Source organism: uncultured Succiniclasticum sp. (assembly GCF_902793885.1).
In the GTDB taxonomy this organism is placed as follows: domain Bacteria; phylum Bacillota; class Negativicutes; order Acidaminococcales; family Acidaminococcaceae; genus Succiniclasticum.
Window position 1 is genome coordinate 193,345 of the sequence record NZ_CADBFF010000001.1, and the last position, 17,061, is coordinate 210,405.

The following is a 17,061-nucleotide window of genomic DNA, read 5'->3' on the forward strand; positions in this document are numbered from 1 at the left end:
AGATAATAAAATGGCATTAAGTTATGATGAATTACTACAAGAAAGTCAGAACATTTTCGCAGCCCCCAGCGGCGGTATGCAGATCGCCCCGGGAGCGCAAAGTTTAGATGACGAATGGAACCGGTACCGGGCCAGTATCGGTATGGGGAATCCGGCAGTACAGGAGCAACTGGCGGCGGGCGCACAGCAAGACAAACCTGGCCTTATTGGTGCTTTCCTTCGTGGCGCAGCGGCGCAAGGATTAGGCGTGGTAGGGAACCAGGCAGAAGCGGTAGCTTCGTTTACAGGAAATGAAACAGCCGGTAAAATTGCCGATACCCTTACCGGTTACACAAAACAGTATTCACGTCCGAAAGAGTACAGTGCCAACGAGATTTTCGGCAGTTTGGGCCAGTTTGCAAATTATGCTGCTGACCCGTATGGAATGTCGTATGACGTTGGCGGCGGCTTTGGCTCGACCGCGGCAATGGCATTAGAAGCTGCTATCCTGATGAAAGCGTTAGCGGCAGCAGGCGTTACCGGCGCTGCATCTTTGGGCGCTGGCGCGATAGGTGCCGTTGCAAGAAGGTTAGGGCTTACATCTGTTGAACGGGCTTTAGCAACCGAGGGCGGGCGTAAACTGTTAAGCAATCTGATGTTACAGGTTCCTTTAGAAGCTGCAAGCGAAGCCGGTGGAACCGGTGGCGAAATGACACACGACCAGCAGACCGGAGAACGACTGCAAGACGTTGACCGTGATGCAGTCCGGGAAGCCATGGCGAAAAACTTTGCAGGAAACATGGCCGTGCTGGGCGCAAGCAACCTGGTAGAAGGTATTGGATTAGGACGGTTGTTTGGCGGCGCTGCAAAAGGCATTAAAGGAAAGGTGAAACAGGGCGCAGAGTTCTTACTGACTAACGCTGGACAGAACGCATGGGAAGAAGGCGCACAGGAAGGCTCAAACCTGTATGCACAGGGCAAAATTGACAACATCGGGCAGATCGTGAATCCGCTCCAGTGGAATCCTGAACAGGTTAATGCTGCTGCCGTTGGCGGCATTGCAGGATTAGGCCAAGGTGGTGTAATGAGCGGTGCCGGATATGCCATGAACAAGATGCTCGGCAAGCAAGAGCAGGAAGAACAACCCCAAACCACTATCGGACAGTCTATCCTTAACGTGGCCAATACCCACCCGGAAGGAGAAAAATGGAAGTCTCCGGAGGTTGAGGACGACCGGGTACAGTGTTCCGCTTTTGTCTCTGACGTGTATAAAAATGCAGGTATCAAAGGTTTGGGCCATGTGAATGGCGACGAACTGGTAAAACAGTTTGGGGACGCATACCATGAAACCAGTTCCGGGTATGAACCGAAAGCCGGCGACCTGATTAACTGGAAAGACCATGTTGGTATTTATGACGGAAACGACGGCTATATTGCCCGTAACAGCACTGGCGGCGTACACCGTGGCAGCATGGAAGAAGCGCAGAAATACTTCGGTGATGTACTGGGGTACGGCAGCGTTTCAGAATATACAGGAAGCACAACGTCCGATAACGTTTCGCAAGGCCAGCCGCAGGGCGAAACCATGACCGCCGAGCAACTGGACGAGTTCGATGCAGAAACACAGCGTCGTATCAGCAACATTGAGGATTCTTTCGCAGAAGGAACCGAACAGCAGGAACGGCCTTCCTACGTGGGAGAAGATGGAACTGTTAAGGACATCAACGACTTTACCGCCGACGAATTGGAAGATTTTATGCAGCGCACGGATGATAAATCCGATAACAGTGAAATTGCCAAAAACTACCGCAGTCATATTCAGAATATGATTAATCAGAAGCGTAACGGTGGGAAACTTGCGTCTGCAGAAGAAGCGTTCACAAGTGAAGAATGGAACGCTATGACACCCGAACAGCAGAAAAAATTAAAAATGTTCTTCTCAAAACGGAAAAATCAGAAGAACAAAAGCGGCAACCCTAAGTATCCGGGATTTAATAACGCTTCAAAGGACGTACAGATTAAAGCTGTCCGTGATAAACGCGACCGTATGCTTGCCGAGGAAAGCAAACAAGCGCAGCAACCGCAAGCGCAGCCGCAGTCTGCCCAACAACCGGCAGTAGCGCAAGGACAAAACGCAGCACAACCGGCAGCACAACAAAGCCAGCCTGTTGCACAACCAGCAGCACAACCAGTTGTACTAGAGGCCGAAAACCAGCAGAATCAGTCAGATTTATCAGACATTCCCTGGGATAATCCAACGGTAAACCAGCAGCCTGCAGAGCCTACAAAACGCATTTCCAAGTTGCCGGAAAATGTAAAAATGCAACGCACGCTGCGCCCTGTACCGCAGAACCTTGTCAATATGTTACGGCGGGCAAATTCAGGCGACGCAAACGCAGCAAAGGCATTTAACAAACTGCCCGCATCTATGCAGAGCAGGATAGCAGCACAATTAAATGCAGAAAGAGAGGAAAAGCAGAATGAGTCAGCGCAGTTACAGGGGCAGAGTAGCCCGCAAACCGGAGAGAATCAAAGTAGAAACGCCGAACCTGAACAAAATCAAAAACAAGAAGGTGCGGACCGTGAAGCCGCAGGAGAGCAAGGCGAAAATGAAATAAAAGAGCAGCCAAAGGATCGGAGCCAAGAACAGTCCAAAGAAGAACCCAAGGAAGAAAAGGCAGCAGAACCGGAAGGGAAGAAACGCAAAGTGAACTATTTGCGCCCGACCGGCAAGATTACACGCAGATTCAGCAAGCGTGTGACAGAAGCCAAAAACAAAGAACAAGTAAAGGCCGAAGCGGAAGAGGGTAAGCGTCTGTTAGATGCTGCCGTCCGTACTGGGTACGCAACCGAGGCAGAAGCAGAACAGGGCAAGCAGCTATTAGATGCTGTTGCGGAAGATGTTTCTAACGGTGGCACAGGGGAACTGGACGCAACATTACAGGAGCGTATCAATAACGAGTTTTCAGACCCCGAACAGCGGGAACTGGTAACATCTATTTTTATGATAGACCCGGATAATCCGCTTGCCGTTTTGGACGAATGGAAAAAGGCCGTAGAAGACGAATTAAAAGCGTTTTCCGACCCGATGTTTAAAGTTCTTTGGGAAAACAAAGGCAAAGGCGTAGCATTATATCCGGATCCAAAAACCGGCAGATGGTTACGTTCCAGCAATAATGAGTTGTGGTATTCTAAAGTTTATAAAGAGTACGGCGGCACTCCGTCGCAAAAGTTCATCCGCAATTTTGCGATTCAGACAGAAATTGGTGAAAACACATGGTTTTGGGAAAGCGCAGGCGTAGACCCGAAATCATCAGAAATGCAGGATTATTTTGCTGGGAAACAGGAAAAGCTGGACAACATCGACCAGCAGAAAGAACTCCTGGACGCTGTTGAAGACGGTATCAAGAAACTTGTCGGCAAGGAAGAAACCACCGAAACCAAACCGCAGGAAGCGCCTGTCGTGGAAGAAAAGAAGCCGGAAACGAAAGAGAAAGAAGAAGAGAAACCGGCACAGACAAAGGAAACGCAGTCAGCAGAAGAAAAAGTTGCATTAGAACATGAAAAAGTGGTAAAATCTGAACAGGAAGACAAGTTCGGATTTGATACCGAGAATAAGTCTGCTAAAGAAAACGTGCAGGACTTCTTATCAGAAGTAGGCGTGAAAAAAGCAGCGCAAAAGAAACCTGCTGCGAAAGTCACACCAGTACCGGCGGTAAAACTTTCCAAACAGGCTGCGAATGTATGGCAAAAGTTTGCAGGTACGCTTCCCACTTTAGGGCATGTAGGAGACTTTAATCGTGCATGGCCTGACATCTTACAAACGGTTAAAGATGCTATTAAGGAAGGAAAGATAACCTATAAGGATTCTGTTGCTATTTTCAGCAATATAGCGGAAAAAGTGGGAGAAACAGTACGTGCTACCCAAGAGAAAAACAGGCAAATGATTCGCGGGTGGATGGAAGCATCTAAACGCGAAAACGGGAGTTACCCTGTTGCTGACGCACGCCGGGAAGACCAGCTTCGTGATTGTGACCGGGCAGAAAAAGAAGCCTTGCAAAGAGTTTCCGAGGTAACAGAGGGAGCAAAAAACGCCGCAAGGATGATGTTCTCTTTCGGGCAAGGAAAGCAGGGCAAGGAAGACGCAAAACTCATTCACAACGACGCTGCGAAGAACCTGAAAAAAGGAACCATTGACAGGCTGACCGCAAAGGCCGCAAGTGACGAGTTCGGGGCGCAGGCATTAAAGGATCTGCAAGCCGAACTATCCAAACTGGGAGCGAACCCGATGTTCAACCCCAACCTTTGGAGCGCTGCTTGCCGGTACGGGCTGCACTGCATGGCCAAGGGCGCACGGACGTTACATGAATGGGCCAAGACAATGGCGCACGACGTCGGCGAAAAGATTAAACCGTGGTTAGGCGCATTGTGGAGAACGCTGCAAAGCTATGATAGTGAAGAGGTTTTAGACCCCGATGTAATGACAAGCGCCTTTAAGTTAGTCGGCGCTGTACAGCAGAAATTCCCCGATATTACACCGGACCAGCTTTACAAAATGCTGGTAGAGGAAGCTGGAAGCGAAAAGGCGGTACGGCAATACAAACCGTTTATCAAGGCTGCTTTTGAGGGTATGTCAGAACTGACGAACCCCACGAACATTACAAAGGAGATTAACGACGCAATAGGCGAAGGAGAAAAGGGAAATGCCAACACTACTGGACGCACACCTGAAAGTACAAACCTTCAAGAAAGTGGTAGCGGATTATCTGAAAACGCCGCTTCAACAAATGCTGGACGAACAGATACCGAGACTAACGGAGCAGGAAGCGAAGAATCGGAAAAAGTGGATAAAGGACGCGATGGAACAGCGGAAGAAGTACGGGACACCGCCAGCGGAAACACTGGAAACGATAATTCGGGACTGGGAAGAAATGCGTCCGAGAATGTTCGAGAGACTGAAACAGGAAGACAGAGTGGTAGCAACAGCGGAAGCGCTGTATCATCCGTGGTCACGGAGAATGATACAGTTGAAGGAACTGTGGGTGACGGACAAGATAAAGGATCCGGACGAGTACCTTCACGAGAAGGAAATGTTGTCGAGAATGATTCTACGATACCCGGAAACGGACTCGGACGAAGGGGATATGAGGAGCGAAGGGTCGGAGCAGTAAGCGAAGACGGAAGTTACGAAATCCTGCCGTCGGGCGACTATCACATCATTGACCCGGTAAAAGCAGAGTTCGGCGCTACTGAAAAAGAAGCGTTCAACCGCAATGTGCTGGCGCTGGAAACTATCAGGCGCATCCGTGAGGGAGACGAAACCGTTGAATTTACGCCGGAAGTAATGAACGCACTGGCAAACTATAACGGCTTCGGACGTTTCCGTAACCAGCTTTTCGGCGGCACGTACGACAACATGAAGCCGCAGGCAGGATGGGAAAAGGAAGCACAGCAGCTTCACGACCTTATGACGCAGGAAGAATGGGAATCCGTGCAGGATTCAACCACCACTTCTTTCTATACGCCGTATGGCATCACAACCGCCATGTGGAAACTGGCGCAAAAATTAGGATTAAAGCATGGTAATATTTTGGAGCCGTCTATGGGTGTAGGCGGCTTTTTTGCTACCATGCCGAAGGAAATTTTTGAAAACAGCACTTTGACAGGCATTGATATTGACAAAGTAGCCACAAAAATCTCTGAACAGCTTTACCCGAGTGCGCACGTCTTCACGGAACATTACGAAGACCACCTTGCAAAGAAAGATTCCTTTGACTTCATCGTTAGCAACGTGCCGTATGACACGACTACAATGGAAGATACACCGGAAGCACGGCAATTCACCAACCCGGCATCTGTGAGGATTCACGACTTCTTCTTCCTGCGCGGCATCAACCAGTTACGTCCCGGCGGCATTATGATGGGACTGACTTCGACCGGCACGATGGACAAGCAGGACACGCAGATCCGCATTGCTATGGCAAAACAGGCCGAATTGGTAGGCGCTATCCGCCTGCCTAATAAGACCTTTAAACGGAGCGCTGGTACGGACGCGGCATGCGACCTGCTCGTGTTCCGCAAGAGAGAAACGCCTATCAGCGGAATGGAAGCGGCAAAGGAACCGTGGATTCAAGCGCATTTACTAAAACAAGAGGGTAATACCAGTGTTGTTGTAAATGACTATTTTGTAAACAATCCCGATAACATCGTTGGTGATATGAGTGTGGGAACCGGGCAATTCGGGCCTACACTGAAAACGGAATTTAAGGGAACGGACGAAGAAATTGCCCAGGCCGTAGAACAAATCGTTGCAGATAACTTCCCGAAAGATATCATGGGCGAAACGCTGACAAAAGCGGAGAGCGAATATGTATCGGCTGACGTGAGCCGTCCTAATTACAGTTTCTACATGAAGGATGGCGATTTGAAATTCAAGGAAGAAAGCAGCGAAATCTCAGTCCGTGGCGACAAGATGGCAAAAAGCAAGCTGGCCCGCCCAACTTCATTGAAGAACATTTTGAACATCCCGGCAGGCCAAAGCCCGACCGGCAAGAACGTAAGCACTACCCAAAACGGCTATGACGATTTTATTGCACGGCATCCTGAATTTAAGGATTTAGACTGGCGCAATAGCGAACTGGACAAGAAGCCGGATGGTAAAAATTATAGCTGGAAAGAAAAACTGGATGATGTAGAAAGGAAAAATCCTGAACTTGCGAAAAAGGCTATTGATGCAGCATTTAAGGAAAAGGTTGAAGCAGACAGGACCAGGAAGAGTGAAGAACTTGCAAAACAAATAGAGCCGCTTATCGTGCTCAAAGAGAAGTTTGAAGACCTGTTAAAATCCATGCGCCAAGGCGAAGCCACTGAAACAATAGAGAAATTGCGTGCTGAAACGCTGGATTTATTCAACAAGGTAATTGAAGCCACACCGGGACACCGGTTAGTGTGGGAAGAACCGGACACAAAAACCGGGAAAACCAAGATAGGCTTTGCGGATTCCCTGAAAACGCTTCAAAAGTTTGGTGACGGGCTTTCTTTTGACCGTATAACGAAACTGGACAAGGGCGGCGGGCAGCCTTCCGATATCCTGACCGGCGTAACACTGCAGAGCAGAAAAAAGGCCGAAGAGCCCTCTGTGCAACAGTCCTTACAGATGCAGATAGCCGACGGCGCAACAGCTATTGACATTGACAAGATAGCAAAAGAAAATAACAAAGCCAAAGAAGAGGTTATCAAAGACCTGATAAAAGCCAATGCGGTTTACGAGACTTTCGAAGGGGATTTTGTACCTGCCAACGTGTACCTGTCCGGAAACGTGCGCAAAAAACTCCGTGAAGCGCAGGCCATTGCGAAAAAAGACCCTAAATTTAAACGTAATGTAGAAGCGCTGAAAAAAGTTTTACCGGAAAACCTTACTTCCAGTGAAATCACGGTGAACATGGGTGCAAGTTGGATTCCTGTCAAGTCCTATAAAGAATTCTTTATGGATTTGTTAGGGCAGAAAAACGACGGAGTGAATAATGCAGTTGAAGTCCGTAACGATAACGGACGGTGGGTAGTAGAGGTTGACGACGACTTTTTTGACAACTTCTCGGAACTCAAAAAGAGGGTATGCGGTTCAAGTCGTGCCAAAGTGGGCCGGTTCTTTAACAGCGTATTGAACAAAAGGCCATACACGATTTACGATGTAGATTCGTACACCAAGAAAAAAGAGGTCAATATCCACGAAACAGAAGCGGTTGCCGCACAGATGCGGGAAATGAACAACCTGCTTAATGAGTGGTTGTGGGACAAGGACGAAGACCGCCGTGCTGAAATGGAACACCGGTACAACGAAGAGGTAAACTGTACCGTTAATCCGGTATATGATGCAGACTTTATGACGGAGTTCCCCGGCATGTCTCCCATGGTGGACGATAAACCGTTATTCCCGCGCAAGCACCAGCGCAATGCTTTCCTGAAATTCCTGACGGAAATGCGCGGTATCGCCGCACATGATGCAGGAACAGGAAAAACGCTGCTTATGGCTATGTTGTGCATGGAAATGCGCAGAACCGGCAAGGCCAAGAAGCCGATCATCTTTGCACACAACGCAAACAGCGCAGAAATCGCACGGAACTTCGGGAAATATTACCCGGATTCCAAAGTTTTATATGTAAAGGAGTTCAGCAAAACTGCAAATTCCGAAACCACACGTATTTTGATGTCGCAGATTGTCAGCGGCGACTGGGACGCTATCGTACTTCCGCACAGCCTGATTGACCGGATAGCTTTCACAGAGGAAGCTGCCCTGGCCTTACGGCAGGAAGAAATTGATTACTGGACCGAAAGAGCGCTGGCAGAAGCACAGGCCGACGACAAAATCGAACTTTTCGATGAAGACTTCAACGCTGACGTACTTACCAGCAAGTACACCGCCAACGGTGAAAACGTGATGGACAAGGACGAAAAGAAGCGTTTGGGGAGTGCGGCACAATATATCCGTCGTATCAGGACCATAAGGCAGAAGTGCAGACTTATGGGGCAGAGGTTAAACCAGCCCGGTTACATCAATTTTGAGGAAACCGGCATTGACTGCTGCCTGGTAGACGAAGCACACGAATTCAAGAAAGGCCCGAAAAACTCTAACCTTCAGGTCAAAGGTCTGGATACCAGCGTAAGCGAAATGGGTGCGGCGATGGATATGCTGACGAAGTACATCAACAACACCCACGACAACAAAGGCGTGTTTGAGTTTACAGGAACACTTATTACCAATACCATACCGGAAATCCATACACACATGAAATATGTAATGCCGGACGTTCTGAAAGAGCACGGTATTTACAATCTTGATGATTTTCTTAATTCGTTTACAGAAGTGGTTCACGAGCAGGAACCGGACGCCGCAGGCGATATCGTATATGAAGACAGACTGACAAAGTTTATCAATATCCCTGACTTGCGTAATATTGCAGGACAGCATATCGATATCGTTACGACACAAGACCTGCCGGAGTTCACGACACGTAAGACGGAAAGCGGAAAGGATATCAAGGCCAAGGACTTGACACCTGAAGAACGGGATTATTTGGAAAACGGCTATGACCACAGCATAAAACCCGAAGGGCTGCCTAACCATAAAGTAATCAATGTGTTAGTACCCAACACGAAGCGCATGGACTACATCTATAAGCAGATACAGAAATTTGCGAAATGGATGAAGGAAGCAAAAGGCGCAGAAGCCAAAGAAATGTTTGCGAAAGGCATGGGCCTGAAATTCCAAAACCTCGTTCCTGGTATCGGCGCAAGCATCAAAAACCTGTATAAAAGCCTGACAGACCTGAACATGAGCAAGGCCAGTATGTGCGTCAGCAACATTAAAAAGCTGTATGACGATTCACAAAAGAGGGGCTTGCCATGCGCTCAGGTTATTTTTATGGAAAAAGGCTACAACGACGAGCGTTCTGTTACCATAACAAGCGGAGAGAGAGTAGAGGGCGGGAAGTACCGTAAGAATTATTCCGATACCCTTTCCGTAGAGGGCTACAATATGGCGTTAGACCTCAAGCAGAAACTTGTGGAACAGGGATTCAAGCCGGAGCAGGTTGCGATTGTCGCCGGCGACGAAAACGAGTTCAAAGACCCCGAAGATCGTCAGAGGTTAGCAGACCGCGTAAGCAGCGGCGAAGTCGCCGTTGTTATCGCGCCGTACAAGACCATGGGCGTAGGCGTGAACATGCAGGAAAACTTGCGTGCTATCCACCACATTGACGCACCGTGGATGCCTGGTGAACTGGAACAGGAGAACAAGCGGGCCGTGCGCCAGGGGAACCACTGGAACACCGTATTGGAATACCGCTACACTATGCCGCTGCTGGACGGTAAGAAATGGTCAGCGCTGGCGGCTAAATCTTCTTTCATTGCAGCTTTCATGAACACGAAGAGCAAAGTCCGTACTATTGAAAGTGACGCACTGGCAGAAGAAGAAAACGACAGTATCGGCGATATTGCGGAAACCCAGGCAGCAGCAGTCGGTGACACCCGGTTTGCCAAACTTGCGGACGCGAAAAAGAAGATTGAACAGTTAAAGAAACAGAGAAGCAATTTTGAGGGACGAAAACGGGAAAGTAAAGAATCCGCTCAACGGTTGCGGAGAGAGATACCTCAACTGAAAAAGAATTTAGAGTGTGCAGATATTGACGATGCCGTATATGCGCATGACCGGGAATTGCACCCGGACTTCTCTATTCAAATCCGAAACGCAGCAACGGGAGAGTTCCAAACATTCACTGACGAGAAAAAGGCAGCGCCGTTTTTGGAATCTAACTACCAGGCTGCTGCCAGGAATGAAGAGTACGCTAAAGACTTTATCCGGTACAGAGGTTTTAAGGTAAGCGTAGAAAAAATTAACCTTCTGAAAGGGAGTGAGTATAGGCTTGTAGCCAGGAGCGAAAAGCCTGCCGAAGAAGCAGCACCGTTAATTGAAGAACCAAAAGGCAAGGAAGAAGGCAAGAAAAAGGCCACTGCAAAATCGAAGAAGGAATACATCGACCTGAAGACTGTAAAGGACGAAGATTACGGACAGGTTGAGCACGTGGCACTGCAAATGACTATCGGCTCACTGCAAAACACCCTGAGTAACATCAGGCGTTCCAAGGAAGGATGGCAGAAGCGGTTAGACAAAGCGGAAGTTGACCTTGTAGAAGCCGAATCAGCATCCAAAGGTGTGTGGAAGGACCAGGAACGGCTGGACGCATACGAAAGGAAAGCCAAGGCCATTGAAAAGGATATGGAAGAGAATAGTATTCCTGCGCCGGACTGGTACAGGAACATAGCTACTATCGGAAATGTCGTTTTATACAATGGTGAAGAGTGGGAAATTGCAGGGCACAGGATACCGAACGGCGACACCATCAAAGAATACGGGCTTTCACTGGAACGCTACATTGCAGGAGAAGTAGAAAATGTTGTAGCACCGGCAAGCGAGGTTACGGACACGAACGGCAGCCTGTTATTCCAGCCGGAAGATCTGCAACGTGACCCCCGCCAGCGAATTACTGACGTGAGCGACGATGTGAACTATACTGCTGATTTTGAAACCACGGTAGACACAGCAATGTCTAACATTCTCGATGATGCTGACCCTGATTTTTGGAACATTAACAGCATCAGTCGGAAAGTCCCCGGCGATACGAGGAAAAACGGAGTTCCGTGGAAGAAAACAAAAACCGAAACCGACACAGAGACGGTAACGACCTTTAAGGCTGTCAACGAAAAGGATGAACAAATCGGCGAAACACCTCAAAGCGTAATCGTCCAGCGCAGACAAAAACTGGAAGCATCCGTAGCAGAAAGCACAGAACCAGCAATTCGGCAGGCCGTTGACGATATCGTTGCAGATGTTAAGACGGCGTTCCCGGGTGCCAAGAACTTTACCCGGGAATGGCAGCATATTACCTTTACGTTGCCGAACGGAACAGCAATTTCAGTAGATATTGCCAACCAGTGCTTCCTTAACGCCGAAGAAGCGGCAGAAGCACGCAAGGCCCACGGAAAGAACGCTAACGAACCTATCAGGGTAAACGGCTACACCGAAACCTTTGATAAGGGCGCAGCTATTTCACTGGCGCAGTACGGAGACAAAGGGACCGTGTTCCATGAAAGCTATCATCCGGCGTACAACCTTGTCATGACCGAAAAAGAAAAGGCGGCAATGGAAAAAGAGTACGGGGCGACGGCAGAAAAGCTGGGAAAATCCGTAATTGAAGTCAGCGCAGACGCATATCGCGACTGGCAGTTGGCACGGCAGCAGCGCAAAGGAACCCGGTTAGGAAAGCTGTTCCAAAAGATACAGGACTTTGCAAGGAAAGTACAGGCCATACTTACAGGAACAGAGAACGTCCATAACGTGATGCGCAAAATTGCGGAAGGCGAAGTGTGGAACCGGGAAGCGAAAAGCGGCGTGAACGTAAAAGATTACCTGGTTACAAATAATAAAATCACCGCAGACACACAAGTCCCGGTGATTGATATTACAGGAAATCCGAAATTTGATTTATACGATAACGCAAATCTCAAAAAGGCCATTTTAGACCTGATGAACGATAAGAGCGGTGAACCGATTAAGTTTACCATTCAAAATGAAGGGCCTGTTGGCCGCATCTCAAGTATTAAAGACGGAGATCATCTTTTCAAGTCAAGTGATAAATCTCACAGCAACAGAAACAACAAAACGAGGTTAAGGGCGCTTTCCAGCATTAAAGATATACTGGAATCAGCCGTATATGTTGACAAACACCCTGATGCTTCGCACGGCAGCGGGACAAAGTATATTGAACTTTATGCCGTTGTGGGAAACAAAAACAGCAACACGTTAACCCGCTTTAGAATCGTTGCCAAAGAGGGAAATCCGAACTCCGGCTTGTACGAAATCTCTGACGCCAAGTTTTACGACATAATAAAAGACGGTATTGTAAGCGCCGGTCCACCCAAATCAGGTGGGAAAAAGGTCGCTACAATACCGCCTGAAATAAGTGTAGCAGAACTTCTGAAAGATGTCAAGGACAGAAACGGTAGGCCGTATGTTGTTGACGGACAATTAAACTACGAACAGGCTGCAATTCCGGCGTTAGCGGCAGGAAAAGGGAAGGTCGAAGCGTCCATTTCCTCTGCTGTAAACGAAGGATTCAGCAAGGCCGAAGCGTATGCAAACCGCAACGTCCGGACAGCAAACGAAGCGACCGCAGAAGGGCGCACAGACAAGATTTTCCACAACACGCAGAACAAGACCAGGTTCCAAAACGCTTTGGAATGGATAGAGGACCGGCGCAAGAAGTTTTACAGCGAATGGTTTGATAGTCTGTCCAGCCTGAAGATGGTGGACGAAGCCGTTGAAAAGAAACTGGGCCGGAAACTCACGTTTAACGAAAAGGTGTATGAACGTATGCGCCTTGTAAGGGCGCTGGCCAACGGCACGGCAGAAACGCTTGTAAAGGGTAATGAGCACAGTTTGAATACGTTACGTGACCGTATCGGGCAGCACATTGACCCCAGTGACAAACAAAAACTGGCACGGGCAAAATACCTGAAAGGGATTTTCAACAACGTGACCATGAAAGACGTGCTGGAAACCATTGCTACGGCGCAGATGGACAAAGCGCACCCGGATTACTTGCAGCGCCACGGCCTGAACTCATGGCACCAGGCGTTCAGTAACTACCTGGGCGCACGGCGTATATTGGAATTGCTGCGTATTGCGAAAGAAAAAGGCGTTACTGATTATAAGCTGCCGAAGGAAATCAACCCGGCAGACTTACAGGAAGTTGTGAAGAACGCGCCGAAAGAGTTTGCCGCAGCAGCGGAGAAGTATTACCAGTTACAGAAAAACCTGCTGATTTTAATGGAAGATGGCGGGCTTATCCGTCCGTCAGTTCATGACAAGATCAACAAGACGTACAAGGAATACTGCCCGCTGATGATAGACTACTCTGATACGGCATCTATTGATAAGGTGCTGCGGTTCCTGAACACTGACGGGCGCAGTATGGCCAACGTGCAGAACATGATGAAATTCGTACTGTCGGAAGGTAGCGAACGCGGTCTGATATCGCCTATGGAAGCAACCTACCAAGGTATCGAAACACTGACGGACCGTGCGGAACGTAACAAAGTCGCTATGCGGTTCGTAAACATGGTGGCCAATGACAAAGCCTTACAGGAAAGCGGCATACTTCAAAAGGTTCCTGGCAAAGCAGAAGACCCGAAGAATTTCGTATTTACTGTTCTGATGAACGGTGAAAAAGTGGCGTTCAAAACCACACAGGAATTGTACGGGCCTATTGTCGGTTACGGGAATGAATCGGCGGGTATCGTGTTCGGTGCTTTACGGACATCCGCAAGGATGTTACGTTACGGCGCTACCACGTCACCGTCCTTTATCATCCGTAACTTTATCCGTGATACGATTTTTGCGGGCGTTTCCAGTCGCAACGGATTCATACCGGTTGTGGATAGCGTCCGTGGTATGCTGGCATTGTCGGACCGGTGGGGAGACAAAAAACTCCAAGGCGAATTTATGGCAGCAGGCGTTACAGCGTTCAACTACTTCGGTAGTGAGCGTTCTGCAGTACAATCTATGAAGGAATTGACCGGCGACGGAAAGATTCACTCTCTTACCGACCTTATAAAAGCATTTTTCAGAGGCTGGGAGAACGCAAGCGAATTTGTCGAAGCGTCAACCCGTATGGGCGAGTTCATGCGGGCACGCAAAAACGGAAAGTCTGTCATAGAAGCGGCGTTTGACGCACGGGATGTTACCCTGGACTTTAGCCGTTCCGGTACTTCCGGGCGGAAAGTAAATCAGGTAGTGCCGTTCTTCAATGCCTGTCTGCAGGGCGGCGACAAGCTGCGGAACCTGTTCAAAGAAAACCCGGTAGGCACAATGGTAAACCTGGCAAAATACATCATACTTCCGTCTCTGCTGTTGTGGGGCTTTAACCACGACGAACCCTGGTATGAGGAAATTGACCCGCATATCAGGATGCAGAACTGGATAATTGGCAGCGTCCGCATACCGAAACCGCAGGAAGCGGGCGTGATTTTCGGCAGCGGTACAGAAGCGCTGCTTGACCTTGCTACCAAAAACGACCCGGAAGCAATAGGGAACTGGTGGAAAGCGTTTAAAGACAATTTACTGCCGAACATACTCCCGACAATGTTCCTTCCTATTTTGGAATGGCAAGCGAATTATAGCTTCTTCCGGGAGAAACCTATTGAGGGCAACCGGTTACAAAGATTACCGGCAGGAATGAGATACAATAAAGGCACTTCTGAACTGTCCAAGGCTATCGGTGCGAATACGGGGCTTTCTCCGGTCAAACTTGATAATGTATGGCGTGACTATACCGGTACTATGGGAATGATAGCGATACAGTCGCTTGACCCTGTTATCGGTACAGAACGCAACCAGCCTGCGAAACAGTTGAAGGAACGTGTTTTCATTCGTGACTTTTTCCTTAACGATATGAACATGAACCGGACGAGCGAGGATTTTTACAACCTTGTGAGCGCAGCCCAGCAACACCATGCCGGGTATGGCGTCAAAGGCAAGCCTACGCCCGCCGTGGCAGCTATCAATAAGGCGTTGCGGGACGTATCTCTGAAGAACAAAGAAATTCAGCAGATTACGGACGCAAAGAACATCTCTCCGGAGAATAAGCGGAAGATGATAGATCAGAAGCGGAAAGTGATTCACAAAATCCAAAAGAAAACATTGCAGCGCTTCCGCGACAAATTTTAAACACTTAATTAAATAAGGAAAGGCACTCTGTATGCGCAGGGTGCCTTTTCATTTAGAAAGGGGGAATACAATTTGAGCAATGTTGATGAAGATCGCGTCTTTACGCATGAGCAGGGAGAAAACCTACTGACAAGGCAGGAGCAAATCAGAAATGAACTTGCCGGCATCAGAAACACGCTGAACAAACATTTTGGCGTGGAGCCTGCCCTGATGCTGGACGGAACGCCAAGTAAATACTATGCTGGTATGCAGCTGTTCTTCGAGGAAAATCTGCCGGATAATCCTACGAAAGAACAAATTACTGCGGTAACCGACTTATGGTTCGAAAAGACACGGCTTCCGTGGGATGGTTATGTGGATTTTTATAACCCGGACCTTTCCGCTGTTGCCACCGGCACAAAAGGCGGGGACAATGCGGGCATGACTGCGGTATGTTCTACGAATTCGACTGCAGGCCAGGACGATTATGCAGGACTGCCGCTGTTTGCACCGAGGGATTGTAATTTTGAAATGGATCCCGAAACACTGGAACCGGTTATTACGGCTATCGACGGCATCTACGGGAACTTTGAACGCTATAACCCGGATAAGATGGTAGGGGTGTTACAGCAGAGCGGTTACGTTTATGTAATGAACGATGCTTCCCGGTTCCGGCTGGGCTACACGGCAAAGTTTGTTCCGTATACTTACATTTGGCCGCTGCATGAATCGGTCAGGCCGTCAAACAGCAAAATGCGACCGTGGGTGATTCACTCAAAATATCTTAATAAAACGGTTAATGGCAAGCTGACTTCCTATTCCGGGCCTATCCCGACGGCGTACAGCATTTCGCATAACACGCTGCATACGCTGGCGGCAGCAACCGGAACCGGATGGAGCGGCATGTGCTACTGTGACTGGAACTTCCTGTGGATTATGTTTATGATTAAATACGCCAGCCTGTCTGCAGATGGTATCTTACAGGGATGCCTGTCTAACAATTACACATCCAAAGCGGCTGCTGGCGAAACCGGCGTGAAACGGATCCTGCTTTCCAGCAATCCCGGTTACGAAGTGGGGATGGGCGTACTGGTTGGAGAAGTTAATGCCAGTAATAATGTTGACCGCGGCAGTGCTTCTTGTTACAATATCAGTACAAACGCTGGATGTAAAATCACATCTATTGAGAATGTTACAGTCAACGGCACCAGTTACGTTGCTATCTATGTGGACACGGACAGCACGTTTGACACAACGGCTGACACTACATGTATTGCCACGTTCCACTGGCCGAATGGAAGCTGTGATAACATTCTCGGCAATGACGGTTCGCCCGGTAACCCGGCAGGCGGCAAGTACGCAGCCAAACTGCAAGGCATTGAGTATAGCGCTGGTGCGTATGAAGTATTGGCAGATGTTATTGCCAAATACTACAAAGACAGCAGTGACAACTATAAGATGCAACTGTACTTTGCGGAACGGACGGCACATCAGGCTACCGATGTTACGGAGAACTACAAAGCATCCGGCGTGGAAATTGACCAACCCGGCTCATCTTCATGGAACTACATCAAACACAAGACCATGGGCCGGTGCGGCGTGCTGATTCCTGATGTATTTGGAGGAAGTAGCAGCACCTATTATAAGGATTCGTGGTACATTTTAGCAGCTACTGTCGGGATTAGAGAGGTCTTATGCTTCGGTGCCTTGAGCGGCGGGACGGCGTATTGCGGCCTGTTCTACGCGGCCCTCCACGGCGGCGTGGCGCTTGCGGGCTGGGGCATCGTGTCGCGTCCTTCTCCAAACGGGAATCGCGGGGG

2 protein-coding genes are annotated in these 17,061 nt (G+C 48.8%); both read left to right on the forward strand.

Translation table 11 applies throughout. From position 1 onward, the window contains the following. The first annotated feature begins 10 nt into the window (after positions 1 to 10). Complete coding sequence (locus QZV31_RS01055) at positions 11 to 15,262, forward strand: LPD38 domain-containing protein (RefSeq protein ID WP_295356931.1); 15,252 nt, start codon at positions 11 to 13, stop codon at positions 15,260 to 15,262. A 72-nt stretch (positions 15,263 to 15,334) separates the two neighbouring features. Then, positions 15,335 to 17,061 (forward strand): hypothetical protein (locus tag QZV31_RS01060; protein WP_295356934.1); only part of this gene is annotated, 1,727 nt, incomplete at its 3' end.

Excerpts from the sequence above, each read along its gene's own strand:
- QZV31_RS01055 (WP_295356931.1), top strand. The coding sequence starts at position 11 with ATGGCATTAAGTTATGATGAATTACTACAAGAAAGTCAGAACATTTTC.